The 21,881-nt window shown below is 43.9% G+C and carries 17 protein-coding genes and 1 tRNA gene; 12 read left to right on the forward strand and 6 right to left on the reverse strand.

Features of this window, described 5'->3' with window-relative positions:
• The 3 genes from ACPK8D_RS10320 to tnpA all read left to right on the forward strand — a co-directional run.
• On the forward strand, positions 1–588 hold a 588-nt coding region (locus ACPK8D_RS10320), incomplete at its 5' end, for an S-layer protein domain-containing protein (RefSeq protein ID WP_424717770.1).
• A gap of 183 nt (positions 589–771) precedes the next feature.
• Positions 772–1,341, forward strand: coding sequence for a hypothetical protein (locus ACPK8D_RS10325; protein ID WP_424717771.1), 570 nt, complete (start codon positions 772–774; stop codon positions 1,339–1,341).
• Between the two features lie 540 nt (positions 1,342–1,881).
• Positions 1,882–2,322 carry an IS200/IS605 family transposase gene (gene tnpA, locus ACPK8D_RS10330; RefSeq protein WP_424717772.1) on the forward strand — a complete coding sequence of 147 codons (441 nt, stop codon included), beginning with the start codon at positions 1,882–1,884 and terminating at the stop codon, positions 2,320–2,322.
• Between the two features lie 159 nt (positions 2,323–2,481).
• On the opposite strand, the gene ACPK8D_RS10335 is transcribed toward tnpA, so the two are convergent.
• From ACPK8D_RS10335 to ACPK8D_RS10350, 4 genes are all read right to left on the reverse strand, one after another.
• Complete coding sequence (locus tag ACPK8D_RS10335) at positions 2,482–3,240, reverse strand: formylmethanofuran dehydrogenase subunit C (protein WP_424717773.1); 759 nt, start codon at positions 3,238–3,240, stop codon at positions 2,482–2,484.
• The gene (locus tag ACPK8D_RS10340; protein WP_424717774.1) at positions 3,241–4,965 is read right to left on the reverse strand and encodes a formylmethanofuran dehydrogenase subunit A; all 1,725 of its coding nucleotides are present in this window, start codon (positions 4,963–4,965) and stop codon (positions 3,241–3,243) included.
• Entirely contained in the window at positions 4,962–6,266 is a 1,305-nt protein-coding gene (locus ACPK8D_RS10345) for a formylmethanofuran dehydrogenase subunit B (protein WP_424717775.1), read from the reverse strand. Before ACPK8D_RS10345 ends, ACPK8D_RS10340 begins: the two co-directional genes overlap by 4 nt.
• 69 nt (positions 6,267–6,335) lie before the next feature.
• Complete coding sequence (locus tag ACPK8D_RS10350) at positions 6,336–6,719, reverse strand: molybdopterin dinucleotide binding domain-containing protein (RefSeq protein WP_424717776.1); 384 nt, start codon at positions 6,717–6,719, stop codon at positions 6,336–6,338.
• A gap of 799 nt (positions 6,720–7,518) precedes the next feature.
• Here ACPK8D_RS10350 and ACPK8D_RS10355 point away from each other — a divergent pair.
• From ACPK8D_RS10355 to ACPK8D_RS10370, 4 genes are all read left to right on the forward strand, one after another.
• Positions 7,519–7,629, forward strand: a tRNA-Met gene (locus tag ACPK8D_RS10355).
• Positions 7,630–8,163: 534 nt separating this feature from the next.
• Entirely contained in the window at positions 8,164–9,702 is a 1,539-nt protein-coding gene (locus tag ACPK8D_RS10360) for an N-6 DNA methylase (RefSeq protein ID WP_424717777.1), read from the forward strand.
• Positions 9,699–10,934 (forward strand): restriction endonuclease subunit S, encoded by a 1,236-nt coding sequence (locus tag ACPK8D_RS10365; protein WP_424717778.1) that lies wholly within the window; start codon positions 9,699–9,701, stop codon positions 10,932–10,934. Before ACPK8D_RS10360 ends, ACPK8D_RS10365 begins: the two co-directional genes overlap by 4 nt.
• 1 nt (position 10,935) lies before the next feature.
• Complete coding sequence (locus ACPK8D_RS10370; RefSeq protein ID WP_424717779.1) at positions 10,936–14,370, forward strand: DEAD/DEAH box helicase family protein; 3,435 nt, start codon at positions 10,936–10,938, stop codon at positions 14,368–14,370.
• A 215-nt stretch (positions 14,371–14,585) separates the two neighbouring features.
• Here ACPK8D_RS10370 and ACPK8D_RS10375 read toward each other — a convergent pair whose 3' ends face one another.
• A complete protein-coding gene (locus ACPK8D_RS10375; RefSeq protein WP_424717780.1) occupies positions 14,586–14,810 on the reverse strand; it encodes a hypothetical protein in 225 nt (74 codons plus the stop codon).
• Positions 14,811–14,904: 94 nt separating this feature from the next.
• Entirely contained in the window at positions 14,905–16,677 is a 1,773-nt protein-coding gene (locus ACPK8D_RS10380; protein ID WP_424717781.1) for a chloride channel protein, read from the reverse strand.
• A 583-nt stretch (positions 16,678–17,260) separates the two neighbouring features.
• On the opposite strand from ACPK8D_RS10380, the gene ACPK8D_RS10385 reads away from it, so the two are divergent.
• The 5 genes from ACPK8D_RS10385 (at position 17,261) to ACPK8D_RS10405 (ending at position 21,573) form a co-directional block, all read left to right on the forward strand.
• Positions 17,261–17,968 (forward strand): DUF421 domain-containing protein, encoded by a 708-nt coding sequence (locus tag ACPK8D_RS10385; protein ID WP_424717782.1) that lies wholly within the window; start codon positions 17,261–17,263, stop codon positions 17,966–17,968.
• Positions 17,969–18,159: 191 nt separating this feature from the next.
• Positions 18,160–18,600 (forward strand): hemerythrin domain-containing protein, encoded by a 441-nt coding sequence (locus ACPK8D_RS10390; protein WP_424717783.1) that lies wholly within the window; start codon positions 18,160–18,162, stop codon positions 18,598–18,600.
• A gap of 161 nt (positions 18,601–18,761) precedes the next feature.
• Positions 18,762–19,214, forward strand: a complete 453-nt coding sequence (locus tag ACPK8D_RS10395) for a hemerythrin domain-containing protein (RefSeq protein WP_424717784.1) — start codon at positions 18,762–18,764, stop codon at positions 19,212–19,214.
• 365 nt (positions 19,215–19,579) lie between these two features.
• Positions 19,580–20,032, forward strand: a complete 453-nt coding sequence (locus tag ACPK8D_RS10400) for a hemerythrin domain-containing protein (protein WP_424717785.1) — start codon at positions 19,580–19,582, stop codon at positions 20,030–20,032.
• A gap of 536 nt (positions 20,033–20,568) precedes the next feature.
• The gene (locus ACPK8D_RS10405) at positions 20,569–21,573 is read left to right on the forward strand and encodes a PhoU domain-containing protein (RefSeq protein ID WP_424717795.1); all 1,005 of its coding nucleotides are present in this window, start codon (positions 20,569–20,571) and stop codon (positions 21,571–21,573) included.
• Positions 21,574–21,881 lie beyond the last annotated feature (308 nt).

Consider the following 21,881-nt stretch of genomic DNA (forward strand, 5'->3'; position numbering starts at 1 on the left):
CAGGATGAAGACGATGTTATTGTCCTGAAAGTTCACGTCAACCAGGTCTTCCAGGGCGCAGTCGACAGCATTGCCCAGATCGAAGGTCTCTGGCTCATTGACTACGCAAACGCCATGACTATCGAATCTGACGATGAATTCGGCGAACTCAACGATGTATCCATTCAGGGAGACTCCCTCAGGATCAGCAATGAAGACACCTTCACTCTGACCAGAGACTCCGATGAGGAAATCGGCGAGGGCATGTTCTTCAAGATCGCTGACACCCCAGTTTCCGAACTCAGGTACTACCCATTCGTTGAGAGAACCATTGGTGGCGAAAACGTAACCGATGTTGACGGCAACGAAACTGTTGATGACGACAACGAAACCGTTATTGACGGCAACGAAACCGAAACTCCGGACGAGAACGTAACCGTTGGCGACAACGAAACCGAAACTCCGGGAGAGACCCCTGTTGAGGAACCAACCGAAGAGAATGAGACCGAAGGCGACGAAGAAGACGGTGGCGAAGCTCCTGGCTTCGGAGTTGTTCTTGGACTTGCCGGACTCCTTGCAGTTGTCTACCTCGTCAGGAGGAACAACTAAATTTTCTGATTGAAGGGTTTCCTAACCCTTCTTTCTTTCAATTCTTTTTTGAATTTCTTTTTGCAGATAACTTTTTATTTGCGGATTTCTTAATTCAAGCGATCTTTCGACTTTGAAATCCTGTTTTTGAACTTGATAGTTATTCTCAGGATTATACAGATCTAGGTGAAGCTTATGAAAAAAATGGTAGCTTTAATATCTGCACTTGCGGTTTTAATAATCGCGTTTTCAGGCTGCGTGGGTGACGACAACACCGCAGTTGATGGAACAGAGCCGGATAATCCGGGAGCAAATATAAGTCCTGACGAAAGTGCGGCTGATATTAGCGAGCTTGAAGACCTTCCTGCAGGTTTTGAATATGTCGGATCTCTTTCTCTTAATGAAACTGAGATTAAAGATAGTTATAACGCAGAGAACGTTTCAGGAATTGTGGGAGGCTCCGAAGGAATGTACAGGTACGATGAGTCTGATTTCTATCTGGATGTCATCGAGCTTAAGGATACTGAGGCTGCAAATAATCTTATCACTGCATACAAGTCTTCCTTCCCACCATTACAGAATGAATCTCGCTTTGTGGAGGAATCCTTTAACGGCCACTCTGCAGTGAGAATAACCGACTATGTGACCTCTGGAGGAAAAGCTGTCCCCAGATATTCCTATATCTGGAACAACGAAAACTATGTCATAGTAGCTTACGGAAATACTGCTGAAAGTTCTCCGGTCCGACAGCTGGCAGAGGCAACGGGGTACTGATACTTTTAACGAGAGGACAATGCCTCTCTGCCCTTTTCCGAATTTTAACTTTTTTCCAGCTATCTTTTCAGCTAATTTTTCCAGCTAATTTTTTCCAGTTGATTTTATAGTTTCGTTATTGAGCCTTTTTATTCGGTTTCCGGATTTTTTCTTCATGTGGCCTGTATAAGAAATTACAATAGTCAAATAATTTTAAAAACAGAATAGAAGCGGATAAAAGATAAGCATCAATTCAACCTTAAAATAGATGCCAAATCAGATAAGACGAGGTTGTCCAGCTTAAAACAGATAGTAAAGCGGATAAGATAAGGTTTTTTTTGGAAACGGATCCCATTTTATAATCTTATCCGCCTACTTGATTACTACGGGAGCGCAGAGGGTCACGAATACCCCGTCCTTTAGGTCGGGGATGAAGTGAACCCTCGCCTCTTCGTTTTCACTTTAAATATCTAAATTCTTACTTTTTTTGTAAAATAAGCTTGTTTTTGGCACCATAGCCACAGATGGTGCCAGCCATCTATGGCTAGGATGTGATATTAGTTGGAATTACACAGTTTTAGCCATGGCTATGGTCAGATTACCTACCACATCGTGTTGGTGCCTAAGTATCGATACAGTATATTCTACAATAAGAGAATTAAAAAGGATTGCGAGTTGATTCTCAGTAACATTTGCACTAAAAATGGCTACAAAATACATGCAATGGAAGTAGTAGACAATCCTGTTCACTTGTTTCTTGAATTCCATCCAAGTAACTCTCTGTCAGAGGTAATTCGATATTTGAAAGGAGGCAGTTCTTACAGACTGTTCAAGCTCCATCCTGATCTTAAAAAACAATATTGGGGTGGAAGTCTATGGTCAAATGGAAAGTTCTATCGATCCGTTGGAAACGTTACTGCTGATACAATTAAGCATTACATTAAAGAATCGCAAGGAAAACCGAGTGAAGAGTCTCGATTGCATAGGTTCATGAGATCCTAGCAAAGAAGACTTGATGATTTCTAACTACCAGAACAACCGGGCGGGCGGCCCGAAGCATACCCCATCCTTTAGGGTGGGGTGGCCGCCCGCAATTTGATTTATTCCATCGGTTTGATTTATTTCGAAGATTTCATTGATTCTCTGTCAGAGAGATCATTTTTACTTTACCAGCAATACCCCTTTTCCGCCGACGTTAACATCGCCAACGAACTTCCGGTAGGTAAATCCTTCAACCTCTTCTGTTCCTTCTTCTTTATAGGACGGCAGGAGATCGGACACCTCGCCTTTAATGATGACCGTACCGCTCTTCATTTCGCTTGCAGGCATCGTAGCATTGCCTTCAATTATTATCTTCCCGCCATTATTTGAGATTGCAGGAAGGAGTCCTACATTGCCTTTTACGAGGATTTCTCCTCCGCACATGTGCTCGCCCAGGTAGTCTCTGGCGTCGCCATTGACAGTGATTTTCCCTCCGCGCATGCCGCAGGATTCTCCTCTGTAACCTGATCCTACATAGTAAGAGGCATTTCCGTTAAGTATAATTTCTCCACCTGTCATCTCACAGCCGAGCCAGCTGTCAGCATCGCCATTAATTACAATCTTCCCGCCTCTCATATTAAAGCCGCAGTGCATGTCCACGTTGCCATTGATCTCTATCTCTCCTGCACTCATGTTCTGCCCAATGCGCTTTACTCTTGAGACATCACCTTCGAAAACTATCTTTGTATTTTCTACGGAATCGCTCCCTTCTACCTTTACATTGAAGAAGTTGCCAAGAGGGTACTGGCCGTTCCCATACCAGACCTGAAGCGCCTTTATCTCTTCTTCAGTCTTGCCTGCAAAGTTGTCAGGGTTTATGTCATCGGCTTCTATGGGGATTTTATTTGCTTCTTTGAGGGAGAGCTTCACAACCTGCATTTAGAACACCCCTTCCGTGGCGATTTCAACAGGCTTCTGGAGGTACATATCTTCAACCATGTAATTAGCTTTGCTCACGGTATAGTACTTCCTGAATTTGACATCTATATCTTTCTGCATTGCGCTGTCGATGGTTGAGGGAACACTTGCGTTTACCCAGTAGATCTTGCCTTTCGGAGTGGCTTCAATCTCTCCGTCTTTTACGACAATCTCTCCGTCTTTCAGCGTATATGCTGCACCTGAGAAAGCTGTCTTAACTTTCGCATACTCTGTCGAGGGGTCAATCTGCCCTGGCAGGATATCATATATTGCGATATCGGCATCGGAGCCTGGTTTAAGGTTTCCTTTTTCGGGCCTGCTGTACATCTTTGACTGAGTACTCCTGGTCATGATCGCAAGCTCGTAGAAATCCAGTTCCCTGTCGATTCCAGGCAGCACCATCCTGTCAAGGGCCATCTTGGAAAAGCCGGAAATAACCTCTTCCCTTCTCTTTGCACTCATCAGGTAGGTGAAGGCTTCAGGATAGTTCACAAAAGAACCGCCATTCGGGCTGTCGGTTGTAAACATAACTTTCCAGGGATCCTTCACGAGCAGGGCAAGTTCAAGTCCTATTGCCCACTGCACGGCATTTACAAAGCTCTTTGGAGAGTAGAACAGGGGTACAACACCGGATGCGTCTTCCAGTTCGATATCCTGGTTGCTCCATTTTTCGTGCAGCATTCTTGCATTTGCATATTCTACAGGTCCGTCTGCGGTCATGGTTACTGCAGGGCCGAAGATAACCTGTCCCAGGTCGAAAGTCAGGTGGTCTGCTCCATTCACGTAATCTGCAACCATGGGAGCACCTGTCTCAAAGTCCCTCCAGGAGGTACCTGCATAGGCATTGAACTGCACGTGGGTTACGTGAAGAGCCTGCCTGTCACGGCTCGGTTTAACCTTCTCAAAGAGCTTCATGGTCTCTATAGTAGTTGCATAATTCCCTGGTTTTCCGAGGTTGTTGCAGTGCACATGTACGGAATGGGGAAGCTGCAGGCGCTCGTTGGCTTCGGCAAGGCTCATCAGGATTTCGGCTGGGGTGACATCAAAGTTAGGGACAGGATCGTAGAGTCCGCTCACGTTCTTTCCCCATCCCCAGGCTTCTCCTCCTCCGGGGTTTACGATTTTTACTCCGTAACCTCTCGAGGCTTTCAGACCCCAGGCAACATATGCTGCCAGTTTTTCAGGTTCCTTGTCCCGGATATATTCCATGACCTGCCAGTTGCTTCCGAAGAGGGAAAGTCCCATTTTATCCAGAATTGGGATTTCTTTGAATTCCTCATGGGTATGCCTGGCTGCAAGCAGGGGGATTGCGGCTTCGCAGATAGTTGTGTACCCGAGTTTTGCGTACCTGTACCCGATTGCATAGGTGTTTGGAGTGTTGTATCCAACCTGTGCTCTTGTCTTTTCGGTACGTGCAACCTGGCCAGACAGCCCTGGTACGGGATTCTTCCTTGCATCGTTCGGATTAATGAAACGCCCTACGTTAATCTTGCCAGCGCTGTGGGTGTGCCCGTCAAAGCCTCCTGCCATCGTGAGCCTGCCTTCAGCATCGATAACCTTTGCATTTGCGGAGACGCTTTCTACAATCTTGCCATCCTTTATGCAGATGTCCATTATCTCGCAGTTAATTCCCTGCACAGGGTCGCAGACGTTTGCGTTTTTAATCAGGGTTTCCGACATCTTCATGCACCTCTCTTCAGTTCCCTGACTTTTGCGGTCAGGTCTTTTACAATTTCTTCGTCGGTCTTGAATTTTGATTCAATCAGTTTCTTCATGCGGAGAGAAATTGCGTCCATACGGTAGGCCGTTCCCTCTGCTTCTATTCCCACAACAGCTGCCGGGATCACCACATCTGCAATTTCAGTTGTAGGGTTCGGATACGGGTCAATCTGAATTACAGGGATTCTTGCAAGGTGCCTGACTGCTTTCTGTGGGAAATGAGCCCCGGCATCAGCTGCAGCTATTATCGCAGCGTCTGGCTCTTCGCGTACAAGAAGGTCATTTGCCCCGGTTTCTCCAGGATTATAGTATGGATATCCTCTGGCAAAGTCGATTGCCATCGGGAAACCTGTCTCCCAGGTTGCCACCTGTCCGAAACCTGTGACATTATAGTGCCCGCGCATTCCTATCATCACAGCTTTTGTGTGCTGGTTAAGGTCTGAGATCAGAGAAGACATAGCATCTCCGTTCTTGTACTTGGAACGGGACTGTGTGACTCCCATACCGAAGAAAATGCAGACGAATTTTGCATTCTTCAGGGTTTCTGCAAGCTCGATAACTTCAGCCTTCGGGACGCCTGCAACGGTTTCCGGGATGACATCTTCGTGCCCGTTTACAATTGAACGAAGGGCGGTAACCAGGAGCAGGTCTGAGCCCTGTTCGATCTCTACGTAGCTGTCAGCCAGTTTTGCAGTGTCGGTTTTTCGGACATCAACAACTATCATTTTCCTGCCTTTCCGCCCTTTTTCGGTAAAGAGCCCTTTTGAAAAGCTTGAGTAACGGACCATATGTCTTGGATGAGCATGTACCGGGTTGCAGCCCCAGAATATAATTACGTCTGCCCTGTTCTTTATCTCTCCAAGCGTGGCTGAAGGAGATCCTTTCTCCTGGGCAGCAAGAGCTGTTGGCCCGTGGCAAACGTTTGCTGTTGAGTCAATGACTGAGCCTGTTTCTTCGGCAAGCTGGATAGCCCCGCTGACGGCTTCACAGGAGGTCGAACACCAGCCGTAAGAGAGAGTTCTCCTTGAATTTGCAAGAATTTTTGCGGCAGCTTCAATCGCCTCTTCATAGGAGACCGGAACAAGCTCCCCCTCTTTCCTGATCATAGGGGTTTCTATCCTGTCGTGCTCGAGCATACCTACAAACTTGCTGTGTCCGAGAATACAGGCATTTTCGATTTTCGTGATTTTGTTGTTTTCAACAGTGACTGTGATATCGTCGCAGAGCGACCCGCAAAGAGAGCACACTGCGTCTTTAATTACTGGCATATTTTTTCCTCCGAATTTTTCAGGTTTCCCGGATTTAACTGGAAAGTTAATTTCTTGCTCAGCCGAACCTCAAGCTTCCCTGTACTGCTTCATCAGGGACTTCATGTCCAGAGGTTTTTCATCCGTGACTTCAATTTCCGCAGGCACGCCTTTGAATCCGGGCATTCCGCAGCCGTGGGTGTCAGGGCTCAGCACTGCGTTTGCCCAGGGCCCCATAGGGATAAAGGCTAGGCCGTCAGGGTTTCCTTCGTTTGCCTTTGCAAAGACCACCACTTCCCCAAACTCGGTGGTAACCTTCAGGCTGCTTCCCTCGGAGGCGCCAAGCCTCTCGAAGTCCGCGGGACTGAGTTCGCAGTAAGCACACGCATCAAAATAACCTTTGTGCGTTTTTGCTTCCAGATTTGCGCCCTGGGCGGCGGTTCTTCCGGATATTAAATTTGCTTTTATTTTCATGGGATTTCCTCTTCTGGGTTCTGATCCAGGTATTTAAGTAAGCTAAATCTTTTTTGTGAAATCTCAGTGTCAGTATCGGGTTTCCTCTTGTTCTGTAGCAGTCTTCTGAACCAGAAAATGTGTTTGTCCTCCCAGGACTGACATTTAATCTGAATTTGCAGGCTGTTTTAAGAGGTTTAGTTAAAATTTTAGGGGTTAGTAATTGGGTTAATAATTAAGTGTGAATGGAATAGGAGTTAACCTGTGAAGACTTAATTTCCAGAAGTGAGGTAAAAATCAATCCTGTCAATAATGCTTAAGTCTAAGCCTTTGGTCTTTAAAGTCTTACGGGGTTATTTTATAAGGAAAACGCCCTTATATGCTCTTTTAACTGAAAGTCTGTTACGATCATCTATTACAATTTATGCTCGTATATTTATCCTGAATTATATTTATCTAAGGACTTCGAGAAGACAATATTACTGTGTTATTTTACGGATCGAAGCCCCTGCAGGATATGGTTTCTTGCTTTCCCTGTTTTTAAGAAGCGGTCTGAAAACGTATTTATATTTCTTCTTTATTATATATATTTCTGGTATATAGCTATATCCCAATAATTTCTTTTATTATATATTACCCTATTATGTTAACTTTAACATAACGTGTTTACTGATCTCTTTAACACGTTATGATAACACGGAATTTACACCTTTCTTATTCTTAGATCCCCTTCTTAGGAAAAATGATTACGAAGAGACACCCTTTTTTCATCTTTCAATCGTTAGCTTTTAATATATCTTTGTACATTTGTGTGTTGCAAGCCCGGATAGCCTAGTCGGTTGGGGCGCCAGACTCATAGGGACCTTTATATGAGGCGTCTTTAATCTCCTGAGATATCTGGAGGTCGCGTGTTCGAGTCACGCTCCGGGCACTTGTTTTTATTTAAAATGATTTTAAATCATACTGATTTGTTTTTCGTTTCGTAAAGTTTGTTATTTTCTATATACTGTAAAGTCTGTATTTGTTATTTTGTTTAGATGTTACACTAATAATTTAACATTTCAAAACTTGTTCTTCTAATTTTCAAAATAATAGGCTTCGCTATCTATCGCTTGAATTATCAATTTAACCTCTTTTTCAATACTTTTACTTAGAAATATGATAAAAGACAGCAAGAGTTAAAAAGAATCGCGGATAGATACTTGATAACAAGTCTTTAAGAATAAATATTTAAGGTAATCAAAATTGTAACCTGATAATGGGCTAAGAAAATATGCCATGAAAAATATGCCTTATTGAAAAATTAATCAAAAAGTTTAAAGCTGGCTACAATTGGCGAGTGAATACGAGGCTGGGCAAAGATAAAATCGCGATATATTCAGGAAAACCTAAGAATTTTCTGCTGTTTTACCGTCTTTTACATGAACTTCAGCCATCTCAGCCACCTGATTTAGAGGAATAAAAAATGATCAATGGTGAACTAAAAAATCAAATAGACCGAATATGGGATGCTTTCTGGTCCGGAGGAATCTCCAACCCACTCGAAGTTATCGAGCAAATTACCTATCTTCTTTTTTTAAGGCGATTGGATGACCTGCACACGCTGGAAGAAAATAAATCAGTTCGGCTCAAACGCCCGATGGAGCGCCGCGTTTTCCCTGAAGGTAAGGATCAAGAGGGCTGTCCCTATGAGAACATGAGATGGTCTCGCTTTAAGAATTTCCAGCCGGCTGAGATGTTTAAAGTAGTTGACAGGCATGTCTTCCCCTTCCTGCGCACTCTCGGAGGTGACGATTCCACATATGCCCACCACATGAAGGACGCCCGCTTCACCATTCCCACGCCTGCTCTGCTGTCCAAGGTAGTTGACCTTCTGGCCGATGTCCCTATGGAAAACAGAGACACTAAAGGCGACCTTTATGAATACATGCTCGGCAAAATCGCTAGCGCCGGGCAGAACGGCCAGTTCCGAACCCCGCGTCATATCATCCGCCTGATGGTGGAACTGACTGCACCCCAGCCTAAAGACATCATATGCGATCCTGCTTGTGGAACTGCCGGATTTCTCGTATGTGCAGGTGAATATCTGCGTGAATACCATCCGAACATCCTGCACGATGAGACGCTGAAACAGCACTTCCACCACGGCATGTTCCACGGCTTTGATTTCGATAACGTTATGCTCCGCATAGGCAGCATGAATATGCTCCTGCACGGCGTGGAAAACCCAGATATCCGTTACCGTGATTCTCTTGCCCAGGAAAACGCCGACGACGAAGAAGCCTATACTCTTGTCCTTGCCAATCCTCCATTTGCCGGCTCGCTGGACTACGAAAATACTGCAAAAGACCTTCTCCAGATCGTCAAGACCAAGAAAACCGAATTACTTTTCGTGGCTCTCTTCCTGCGCCTGTTGAAGCCGGGCGGCCGGGCTGCCGTTATTGTTCCAGACGGCGTGCTTTTCGGCTCAAGCAAAGCCCACAAAGAACTTCGCCGCATGCTTGTTGAGGAGCAGAAGCTTGATGCCGTTGTTTCACTTCCCGGCGGCGTTTTCAAGCCCTACGCTGGCGTTTCAACAGGTATCCTTCTCTTCACCAAAACAAATTCAGGAGGCACAGACCATGTCTGGTTCTACGATGTGCAGGCCGACGGCTGGAGCCTTGACGATAAGCGCACTCCTCTCCTGAGTGAAGACAAATTGGGCGTTACCCCCTCAACCGGGCTTAACGAAGACGAGCACGCCAGAAACAACCTCCCCGATATCCTTGCCCGCTGGCAGGAGCGCAATAACAGCGAACTCAAACGTCCCCGAACCGAGCAGAGCTTCTGCGTTCCAAAAGCCGACATTGCAGCCCAGGGTTACGACCTTTCCCTCAACCGCTACAAAGAAGTCGTGCACGAAGAAGTGGAACACAGGCCCCCAAAAGAGATACTCTCAAGCCTCGCAAAGCTGGAAGCTGAAATCCAGCAGGAGATGGCAGAACTGGAAGGGATGCTGGAATGAGTGCTTGGCCAGCAATAGAGCTTGGTAAAGTTGCAGAAATCGCCGCAGGAGGAAGTGCACCACAAAATTCTGATGACTTTGGTAATGTCGGCACCCCGTTTGTGCGTGCTGGAAGCCTGAAACCATTGACAGAAGGAGCAGTAGAATCATCACTGAAGCTTTTGAGTGAAGATGTAGCTAAGAAGCATCGATTACGCTTATTTCCTGCAGGAAGTGTTTTATTCGCAAAGAGCGGGATGTCAGCCACAAAAGGCCTTGTATATCGGCTTAATTCGCCTGCCTATGTTGTGAATCATCTTGCAGCCATAATAAGCGGACCGAATCTAGACTCGGATTATTTACGTCATTGCTTGCAAGTTTTCTCGCCAACTTGTCTCATTCAAGACGAAGCCTATCCTTCAATTCGTTTAAGTGACATTGCATCAATGAAAATCCCCCTCCCTCCATTGGGTGAGCAGAAGCTAATTACAGATATTCTGGACCGTGTGGAGGCTCTTCGGACCAAACGCCTAGCTGCCCTCACTCGACTTGATGAACTCGTCGAAGCTATTTTCATAGATATGTTCGGCGACCCTGTAACAAACTCTAAAAGATGGCCAATTAAATCATTGGGTGAAGTTGCCCAGCGCATTACAAAAGGTGAATCTCCAAAGTGGCAAGGATTTGACTATCAGGAAGATGGCGCGCTTTTTGTCACGAGTGAGAATGTTCGCCTTGGTGAAATTGACCTCAGCTGCCCAAAATATATTCCTCTGGAGTTTCATAAGAAATTGAATCGTTCGGAACTAAAAAGAGGAGATTTATTGGTAAACTTAGTAGGTGCTTCCATTGGAAGAAGTTGTGTATTTCCTGGCTTTGAAAAACCAGCCAATGTTAATCAAGCCGTCGGAGTGATCACTCTGAAATCAGAGGCTATAAATATTACATTTATTGTGGGCCTTCTCACATCACAAAAAGGTCAAAAGCTTCTTTTAGATAACAAAGTTGAGGCAGCACGAGCCAATATTAGTTTAACCAATCTCCGGGAACTCAAAATCCCCTTCCCACCTCTATCTCTCCAAAGAGAATTCGCCCGCCATATTGAAGCCATTGATAAACTAAAACAGGTACACAAAACCTCGCTGGCAAAACTGGATGAACTTTTTGCCTCTCTCCAGTATCGGGCTTTCAGGGGAGAACTGGGTATGATCCCTAAAACTACTGAACAAAGCTTCGAAGGAGTAAAGATATGATATGACCAATTTCGCCTTTCTCGAAGCTGAATGGCCTTCCTTGTATGAGGCAGCCGAAAAAGCTTCAAATGCAGTTTATCCTGACCCGCGTACTGCCTGTTTTTATGCTCGCAGGGCGCTGGAGCTGGCTGTTCAGTGGGTGTATAAGTATGATTATTCACTGCTTTTGCCGTACCAGGATAATTTGAGTGCTCTTATTCATGAGCCTACGTTCAAGAAGGCTGCGGGAGAGGCGGTTTTCAATAAAGCAAGAATCATAATCACACTTGGCAATCAGGCTGTGCATAGTAACAGTTCTATTAAGGAATACGATTCAGTGACAGCAGTGCATGAGCTTTTCCATGTATGTTACTGGATGGCACGCACTTATGCCAGGCAGGGGAAGCCTGAACCCGGACTGAGCTTTAACCCCGAGGAATTGCCCAGAACAACTATTCCAAAGCAGACAACAGAGCAGCTTCAGAGCCTTGAAGCCAGTCTGCGCGAAAAAGATGAAAAACTCTCTGAGCTTCTGGCCGATAAATCCGCATTAGATGAAGAACTAAAACGCCTGCGGGCTGAGGTTGCAAAGGCAAAAGAAGCTTCAGTCTTACTGCCGGACACCCACGATTATTCCGAAGCCGAGACCCGCAAAAGCTGGATTGATCTCCTGCTTAAAGAGGCTGGCTGGGCTCTGGATAAGGATCAGGACAGGGAATTTGAAGTCTCAGGCATGCCGAACGAAAGCGGGGTTGGCTTTGTAGATTACGTGCTCTGGGGAGATGACGGGAAGCCCCTTGGCCTGGTGGAAGCAAAACGCACCACAAGAGACGCACGGGTAGGTCAGCAGCAGGCAAAGCTTTATGCCGACTGCCTGGAAAAACAATTCGGACAGAGACCGGTGATCTTCTATTCAAACGGGTACGAACACTGGATGTGGGACGATTCCAGGTATCCTCCGAGGCAGGTTCAGGGATTCTACAAAAAAGCTGAACTTGAACTGTTAATCCAGCGTCGCAGCAGCCGCAGATCTCTTTCAGAATCTGAGGTTAACTCAAAAATTGCCGATCGCTACTATCAAACCCGTGCTATCCGCCGGATCGGAGAGGCTTTCGAACAGGACAATGACCGGAAAGCTCTGGTAGTAATGGCAACAGGTGCAGGAAAGACCCGAACCGTGATTGCACTCTGCGACCTCCTTATGCACTGCAACTGGGTAAAACGTGTGCTTTTCCTTGCTGACAGGGTCGCACTTGTCAACCAGGCGGTAAACGCCTTCAAACGGCACCTTCCCGATTCTTCACCTGTGAACCTTGTCACGGAAAAGGATACTGAAGGACGGGTATTCGTTTCGACCTATCCTACAATGATGAAACAGATAGAAGATATAAACAATGGACAGCGCCGGTTCGGAGTTGGGCACTTCGACCTTGTGATTATCGATGAGGCGCACCGCTCGGTCTTCAAGAAGTACAGGGCTATTTTCGACTACTTTGATTCTCTTCTTGTGGGCCTTACAGCAACGCCCAAAAATGAAATTGAACGCAATACTTACAGCCTTTTTGATCTTGAAACCGGAGTCCCCACCGATGCCTACCAGCTCGAAGAAGCAGTAGAAGACGGTTTCCTGGTTCCTGCAAATGCGGTTTCAGTACCCCTTAAGTTCCAGCGCCAGGGAATCAATTACGACGACCTCTCAGATGAAGATAAAGAGCAGTGGGAATCTCTTGACTGGGGGGACGAGGACGGCGAAATTCCTGACCGTGTAGAAGCTGAAGCCGTCAACAATTGGCTGTTCAATAAGGATACCGTAGACAAAGTGCTGGCGCACCTGATGGAACGGGGGTTGAAAGTCGCTGGCGGTGACCGTCTGGGCAAGACCATTCTCTTTGCCAAAAACCAGGCTCATGCTGAGTATATTGCCGAAAGGTTCAATGCAAATTATCCGCATTTCAAGGGCGAGTTTGCCCGTGTCATTACTTTTAAGACCGAATATGCCCAGAGCCTTATAGACAACCTCTCTATCAAGGAAAAAGCTCCCCACATTGCTATCTCAGTGGACATGCTTGATACCGGAATCGATATACCGGAGATAGTGAATCTGGTTTTCTTCAAACTGGTGCGTTCCAGGACAAAGTTCTGGCAGATGGTAGGGCGGGGTACGCGTCTCTGTCCTGATTTGCTTGGACCGGGACAGCATAAACAGTTCTTTTATCTTTTTGATTATTGCCAGAACCTTGAGTTCTTCAACCAGAACACTGAAACCACTGATGGTTCACTGGGAGATTCGCTCGGTACACGCCTGTTCAAATCACGGCTTGAGTTACTCTCCGAGCTGGACAAGAGACTTGAAGCTGGCATCAAAGGCGGCGCTGAGACCCAGGCAATATATGGTGAACCGAAGACGGAAGCTGAAGTTCGCTTCCTGATTGCCGAAATGCTACATAATGAAATTACCTCGATGAATCTGGATAACTTCATAGTCCGTCCCAGACGGCGGCTGGTAGAGAAATACTCAAAGCCCGAAGCCTGGATAAAGCTATCCAGCGAAGACCTATCTGAGCTTTCTCATGAAGTTGCAGGTCTGCCTTCGGAGCTACAATCTGAATCAGAAGAGGCAAAGCGTTTTGATCTCCTTGTCCTGAACCTGCAGCTTGCTTTGCTGCGCTCCGAACCTGGTTTTGAGCGTCTGCGTGACCAGGTGAGAAATATTGCCGGTCTCCTGGAAGAAAAGTCCACCATCCCTATGGTACGTGACCAGATAGCTCTAATTCTGGACGTGCAGACCGAGGAATGGTGGGAGAGTGTAACAACTCCCATGCTGGAAACGCTTAGACGGCGTCTCCGTGATCTGGTAAAACTGATAGACAAACACCAGAGAAAGCCGATTTACACCGATTTTGAAGATGAGATGGGTAGCGAAATTAATGTGGAGTTACCTGGCTTTTCTGCAGCCGGAGACTTTGAGAAGTTTCGTGCCAAAACTCGTGCTTTTCTACTTGAACACCAGGACAATACCGTCGTTTATAAACTTCGGATGAATATAGCATTGACATCATCTGATCTTGATGAACTGGAGATAACACTCTCTGAAAGCGGTGTGGGCAGGAAGGAAGACATCGCTCGTGCTAAAGATATATCTCACGGCCTGGGTTTGTTCGTTCGCTCACTGGTAGGAATGGACCGGGAGGCTGCGAAACAATCTCTAGCTACTTTTCTATCGGGCAAAACACTAACTGCAAATCAGATAGAGTTCATAAACCTGATAATTAACCACCTTACCGAACATGGAACAATAGATACTGCATTGCTTTACGAATCACCCTTTACCGACATCACTCCATATGGTCCTGATGGGCTTTTTACCTCGGCTCAGGTGGATGAACTAATAGGAGTGCTGGAACAGATCAAAGCAACGGCATTAGCATCCCCATGTCAGCAGCAGATTACTGCTTAAGTGATCTTTAGCCCATTTTGGATAAGTTCAAAAACTCCACTATCCCCGCTTTTCCTGACATCCCGGATTCCGAAGATTCAATAGCTACAGGCGGCTTGAATTAATACTAAATATATAAATATCGAAAGTTTCGCTATACTCACCTTTCGGCTGCCTGTCCTGCCATACAATAGTATCACCGTAGATAATAGGATCGAATGCTGTTCCGCTGGTTGTTATTGAGTCTCTTTCTTCGTTGAGAAGTCGTACATATAGATATTGTAATTTACAATATCATAGGGGTTGCCTGTCCGCACTATCCTGTCACCGTGAATGGCGGGGAATGATGCAAAGCCATTGGTAGTGATTTTAGTTTCTTGCTCGGTGGAGATTGGAACCGAGAGTTCCGGGTTTCCAAAGCAGGATGAGTATAAATAAATAATAAAATTGAAGAGAAACATCATCCGGTTGTGGAATTCAAAATTTTAAGTTGATTAAACTCATGAATAACTTCAAAACTTTAAATTCATCCTCCGGGATTGCATACCTCTCTTGTCAGGCTGTGTCCCGGACTCTTTCAACGACTTTCTTATTATATGAATTTACGATATCGCTCCGCGTTATAAGGCCAAGAAGCCTGGTTTTATCTTCCCTATCTACAACAGGGAGCCTGCCTATTTGCTTTGAAGCGAACCTCTTGAGGACAGTGTCCAGGGTTTCGTCGGGGTAGGCTACTTCCAGATTTTTGGTAGCAATGTCCCCTATTTTTTTATCAGTTTCTGCTGACTTTACTTTACTTCGGAAGTCTGAGAGGGTTACTATTCCTGAAAGCTTGCCTTTAGAGTCAAGTACAGGAAAACCCACGTGCCGGCTTGCCTGCATGAGGATAGTAAGTGTTTCGATGTTCTTCTCCTCAGAAACTGTCTGAATATCTGTGATCATGGCATCTCTTACGTACATAGAGCCCATGAGGTCAATCTCTCTTCCCTTTCGGATTTTAAACCCTTTTCTTCGGAGGCTCTCGGTGAATATGGATTCTGGGTACAGGGCATTTGACATCACATTGCTAAGAACGCAGGCGAACATCAGAGGAAGAATCATATTATAGTCCCTTGTAATTTCAAAAAGTATGAGGATAGCACTCAAAGGAGCTCTCGCAGTTCCAGCAAAGACTGCACCCATACCAACTAAAGCATAAGCTCCGGACTCTGCAATCGTTCCCGGGAAAAAAAAGTTTGCAGCTGTTCCAAAGGCCCCTCCGAGCATTGCGCCCACAAAAAGAGAGGGAACAATCGACCCTCCTGACCCTCCTGAACCAAGACTCAGGGAAAATGCGAGAATTTTCAGGAAAAGCAGAACTACCATGAGCTTGAAGGTAAACTGGTTGCTAATAGCATCTGTAATTACCCCATATCCTAACCCGAGAACCCTGGGGTAGAATAAGCCAATTAACCCTACTGCAAGCCCGCCTAAGGCAGGCTTAAAAATGGGATGGAGAGGTATTCTCGAAAAAAAATCTTTTGTGCAGTAAAGAGTTCGAATAAATATCGTTGAAACTATGCCTGCAAGAAGCCCGAGGATTAGATAAAGTGCAAATTCCTTGTAGGGGCTGACCAGCAGGTAGGAAGGGATCTCAAGAGTTGCTACCCCAAAAACGGTACTGGAAACAAGAGTTGCAAATACTGAAGAAATAACTAAAGGAATGAAGGTGTTTGTCTCAAGCTCCCCATAAATAACCTCTACAACAAAAACCACGCCAGCAAGTGGGGCATTAAATGCCGCAGCTATCCCGCCAGCTGCCCCACAACCAAGAAGAACCTGAAGCTGCTTTTCCGGACTCTTTAGAATTCGTCCTGCAATAGCTCCCGTTCCTGCCCCGGCCAGAACTCCGGGAGCCTCTTTTCCCAGGGAACCTCCTGAACTGATAGTGATTATTGACGCAAAAACTTCAAGAAAAGAGTCACGAAGATTCAGACGCGCTCCGCGAAGGGCCACAGTCTCTATAAGTCCGTCAACTCCATAGCGTTTTTTTATTAACAAATGCGAGATAACCCCGACAATCAGTCCTCCGATAGCGGGCACGAAGACTATATAATAATATGGAAACTCGTGTACAGAAAACCCACTCTGCATTCCGAAAACAGCATTGAAGTACTCCAGGGCACGTTCATATACGCCTATTACCAGACCTGTGAGAAGACCGATTAGAATGGCAATTAAGTTGATCTTTGAGGATTCGGTATCAAACCTTCGGTTGATATATTCTCTTATCTTAGAACACTCACGTAGACCATAGAATCTTAGTTTGTGTTTTTCATTAACTTCCAAATGCTTGCGCCTCTTTATACTTTAATTTGCTTCAAAACCTGGACTTTTTGCATTTTTGACCAGACGCGGATATTTTATTTGTTTCCATTTATCCTCATTTTTGTAAATCAAAAATGATCAACATTATGTCACTAATCAGGCTCTTTTCCACTCTTTCAAGCTTTTCTTTTGTAGTTTAACTTTTTGCATAGCCTGCTTTACGAGATTCGTCAGAGACTCTCTTCACAATCAACGATATTGTCGGATTGATGAGATTTAATTTAAAAAAATATCTGTCAAATTTACAGCAATCTAAGCACGGTTTTGAATAATTCACCTTTTGAGCTCATCCCAAAACCAATTTTATTCTCAAGCATCAGTAAAATTTCAGAACTATTTTCCATGATCTGAAACTCGATTGATTATTCGGAATACGGAATTCAGATAAACAATTTTGAGTTTTGGGATGAGCTCTTCATATAACTTCTTATTTTCAGTAGAATTCATCTTATTTCTAATGATGGTGTTTTTAACTTTTACTTTCGATATTGATTTAATTATCTCATAAGAACTTTTAAGCCATTTTATACCTTTATTAATTAATATGGCAGAATCTTCTATAGAGGTCTTCGAAATAACAAGGATTCTTATAGCCGATACTCCGTGGCATTTTTTACTCGAAGTGATTCTCAGGTCAGCTTTCATGTTTATTTTCGCACTGATTATTATGCGCTTTTTAGGAAGAAGAGCAATTCATCAGCTTACATCTTTTGATCTCTTACTCATCATCGCCCTCGGATCGGCTCTGGGAGATCCTATGATTTATCCCGATGTTGCCATTTTATGGTCAGTTTTTGGAATTGCAACCATTATGATATTTTACAGAATACAGAACGCTCTGGCGAACAGGTATGCCTGGTACGAGGATTTGACTGAAGGCAGTCCTGTAAAAATAATAACCGGCGGAATCATTGATTCAAAGGAACTTGAGAAACATACCCCTACGCAGGACGATATTTTCCTTTTATTGAGAAACAAAGGAGTCCGAAGTTTGGGGGAAGTTGAGGTTGCTTATCTTGAAAGGGATGGAAGCCTGAGCGTGTTCAGGTATCGGGTTGGGAAACAAAAGCCGGGTCTGCCAACCATCTCCGAAGACATGATCGAGGAATGGAAACCCCACAATGCAGGCATGAAAGTCGAAATTTCAGGCTATCACTCCTGCTATAAGACAGGTGAGACTACCTGGCTGGAAAGGGGCGACATCTTTCCGGACTGTGAAGGCGATATCTGGGTAATGTCTGAAGAGGCATAAAATCACTATTTTGAATCATTTATTTAAATTATTCCCTTTAAACCGCTTAATTTTTCTGGTGACGCCTGTGCTGGAAGGGAGTAGATTCATGTTCATTGAATTTACTTTTTTTATAAATTAAACCCTGTAGTTATATATTTATATTTTTGTAAAAATAACACTTTGTTATACCTCAAATGAGGGGGGAAACTATGGAAACAATCTATGATATACTAAAAGCGGAACACAAGCAAGTCGCTGACCTTATACAACAGGCAATGCGTGATAACTCAAAGGAGACCTTCTTTAAGATAAAGGCTAAAACCGAGCCTCATCTGGCAGGAGAAGAGAAACTCTTCTATCCGTTGCTTGAGGAGAAATCAGAATTACGTGAGCTTGTTGATCATGCCTATGAAGAACATGAAGAAATAAAATCCATCTCTGCCGAACTGGAAAGTATGGACGCCGGCAGTTCGAACTGGACTTCCAAGATCAAGGAACTGGATGAAACAGTAAGTCACCACGTAGAAGAAGAAGAAAATAAGGTATTTCCGGCGGCTCGGAAAGCCCTGAGTGAGGACAAAGCACAACAGATAGCCCAGCAGTACCTTGATTTCTCAAAGAGTTTTAAACAGCAGCATCCCATGCCTTAAATACTGAAAAGTAAAGGAAAAAGAGATTACCGGTATCAGACCCGGCTTTTACCTGGTTATTAACCGGCTCTCTTTGTTCTCTTTTTTAATTGTCCAGTTTTCGTACAGTTGTCCAGTACGTTTTTTTAGATCTTTTTAGATCTCAAATCAGGGGGAGAATTATGGAAACAATTTATGATATTTTGAGCCAGGAACATAAGCTTGTACTTGGTATGTTTGAAGCAGCTATGGCCAGCGGGTCAAAAGAAGCTCTCTTTAAAATAAAAGTTGAAATTGACCCTCATATGGCAGGGGAAGAGAAACTCTACTATCCACTGCTTGAGGAGAAAGAAGAGTCACGCGATATTGCTCGTAAAGCCTATATGGAACATAACGAAGCAAAAGCTCTGATGTACGAACTGGAGGGCATGGGTGAAAGTAGTGAAAATTGGACTGCCAGACTCAACGAGTTAAAAGAGGTTATAATTCATCATGTACAGGATGAAGAGAGTAAGGTATTTGAGAAATCTCGAAACATCCTGAGCCAGCGGCAGGCAGAAGAGCTTGCTCAGAAATACCTTGAGTTCAAAAAGAGTTACACGGGTAAGATAGAAGCTGGGGAATCCCTGGCATAATTAAAATAAGGAGATTACCGGTAATCTCCTGTTTTTTCTTAATCATACGGGATTGTATAATTAAAATTCTTTACTTTTTATATGCCCAATGTTTGTTTTTATCAAGCATTACTTTAGATCTTTTCGGTCCCCTTCGTTCCAGACTCTTAGATATGTATGTCATCCTTTGAGCATTATTGGATACCCTTTTTCTGTTAATGCACTAATCCCTTTTTCTGTTAATGCACTAATAATAGAAACTGGATTGAGGACAGATTAAACTCATAGTCACTATTGTCACTTCTTTTATAAATTACATGTACCGATTACTTATTTATATGCTCTTTTAAATATATCTTCTTATATCTTAAGCCTGGGGGGAAATTATGGAAACAATTTATGATATCCTGAAAGCAGAACATGATCAGGTGGCTGAGCTTTTCCAGCAAGCATTGAGTGATGGTTCAAAGGTATCTTTTGTTAAAATAAGGATTAAGACTGATCCTCATATGATGGGAGAAGAAAAATTCTTCTATCCGCTGCTTGAAAAGAAAGAGGAATTACGTGACCTTGTTTCTGAGGCCTATAAAGAACATAATGAGGCAAAAGCCCTGATCTCTGAAATGGAAGATATGGACGAAAGGGACGAAAATTGGACTGCTAAACTCAGTGAACTGAAACAAAGCATAGATCACCATGTACAAGAAGAGGAAAGTAAGGTTTTTGAAAGAGCTCGAAATGCCCTGAGCCAGAAAGAGGCTGAAGAAATAGCTCAACAATACATTGAGTTCAAAAGGAGTTACATGAACAGGGTAGAAACTGGGGAACCTCTGGCATAAGGAAAAATGAAATATAACCTGTACTTGAGGCCTGATTCTCTCGTCAATCGGTCTTCTTTACCTTTTATCCTCTTTACTTTTTATTATAACTACTGATCCTTACTTAATTGCCTTACTTAATTATTGTTATAAATTTATAGTCTTATGAATTACATGCTTTTTATTAACCTGACTTTTTCGAGTGGTTTTTTCATGCTCCTTTTTCTCTTTTGCATTTTACATCCTGCTAATTAGTCTTAATCCGTTTACTGGGAAATGGTCAACCAGACTATTTACAGATTATCATATAATTGCAAAAAAGTTTTACGGAAAAAGTACTTTTCCATAACTTAGGCTTATAAATGAGTTTATATCGGATTTTTTGTGCAACTCTATGTTTTTCTATGATTCAGTAGTGATCCTATATACCATACTTAGACAGGATTATCAGGTTTTATTTCTCAATTTAGCGTTCTATTTTCAAGATACATTTATATATCACCTTTCTCTATATAGTTTCTTCAAGATTAATTAGAATACCCTCAGGGGGTTTACTTATTACCAAGGATAAAAGAAAAGTTCAGTTTACCGGAAATTCTACCTATATTGTGTCCCTCCCCATAAAATGGGTCCGGGATATAGGACTTGAGGCCGGGGACACCCTTACTCTCACACCCATGCCTAACAGAACCCTGCTTGTTTCTTCCAGTGCGGTTTCAAAGGAAAATTCCGCCCTCAAGGCAACAATCGATTATATTCACTCAGACAGTGCAGAAAATAATCTCAGGATTCTTATCTCTCATTATCTTGTTGGCTATGATGTTATCAGGTTGACTACCAAAAAAGGCTTCAGTGCGTATGACCGAAAGTTCATCAAGGATTCCGTGCGTCAGAAGCTGATAGGGCTTGAACTTATAGAAGAATCCCGGAATGAGCTGGTCTTCCAGTGCCTTCTGAACTACAATGACCTTCCCCTTGCCCGCGTAATTAAAAACATGTACGGACTTGTGCTTTCCATGCTTGAAGATTCCATGGCTGCTCTAAGGGATCATAACGTGGAAATTGCTGAAGATGTCATCCAGAGAGACGATGATGTGGACCGCTTTTACCTTCTTGCCGTCCGCCAGCTCAAAGCTTCAATTGAAGATATCGAACTCTCTGAAAAGATCGGAATTCGGCATCCCAGGGAGTGCCTGGGATACAGATTGATCACAAAAAGTATTGAGCGCGTAGGAGATCACGCTGTAAAGATAGCAAAAAGTGTCCTGAAAATGGACTCAGGAATCAGCGCTGATGACCCCATCTTCAAGATGGCTGAACTCTCCCGCAAGGTTTTCGAAAGTTCAATAGACTCAATGACTGAAGAAGACCTGCAGGCTATCAACAAAATCGTTGTAGAAGCCAAGAAAGTCTCCCAGTTTGGGGTTTCCCTGGAGCCACAGAATTGCGAAGGTCCAGGTAATATTGAACTCAGTATGATTCTGGAAAGCCTGAGACGGGTTTCGGAATACAGTGCTGATATTGCGGAAGTCGCAATCAATATGAACATTAAACAGGTCTGAAACTAAGAGATAATAAACTTATTAGGTGCAGGAATAGAGGGCTATTATAGATTCTTGAAATTCTTTAAATACAGAAATGTGCTGTAAATACAGGAATGTACTTTTAAATACAGGAATGTACTGTAATCCTCTGAGCCTGTTTAAGTCAGGAATCAATCGTGGACTCCTGAAGTCTCCTTACTTGTACTATCTCTTTTTTCTTTCCTTTTATTCCCTTATCCTTTTTGAGTTCCTGTCCGGCTTCTCAAAACGTTGAAAGAGTTTCGAGCATGTTTTAAGTTTTCTCTTTCAAAAATACAACAAAAGCT

Origin of the sequence: Methanosarcina sp. (genome assembly GCF_049706645.1) — an archaeon.
In the GTDB taxonomy this organism is placed as follows: domain Archaea; phylum Halobacteriota; class Methanosarcinia; order Methanosarcinales; family Methanosarcinaceae; genus Methanosarcina.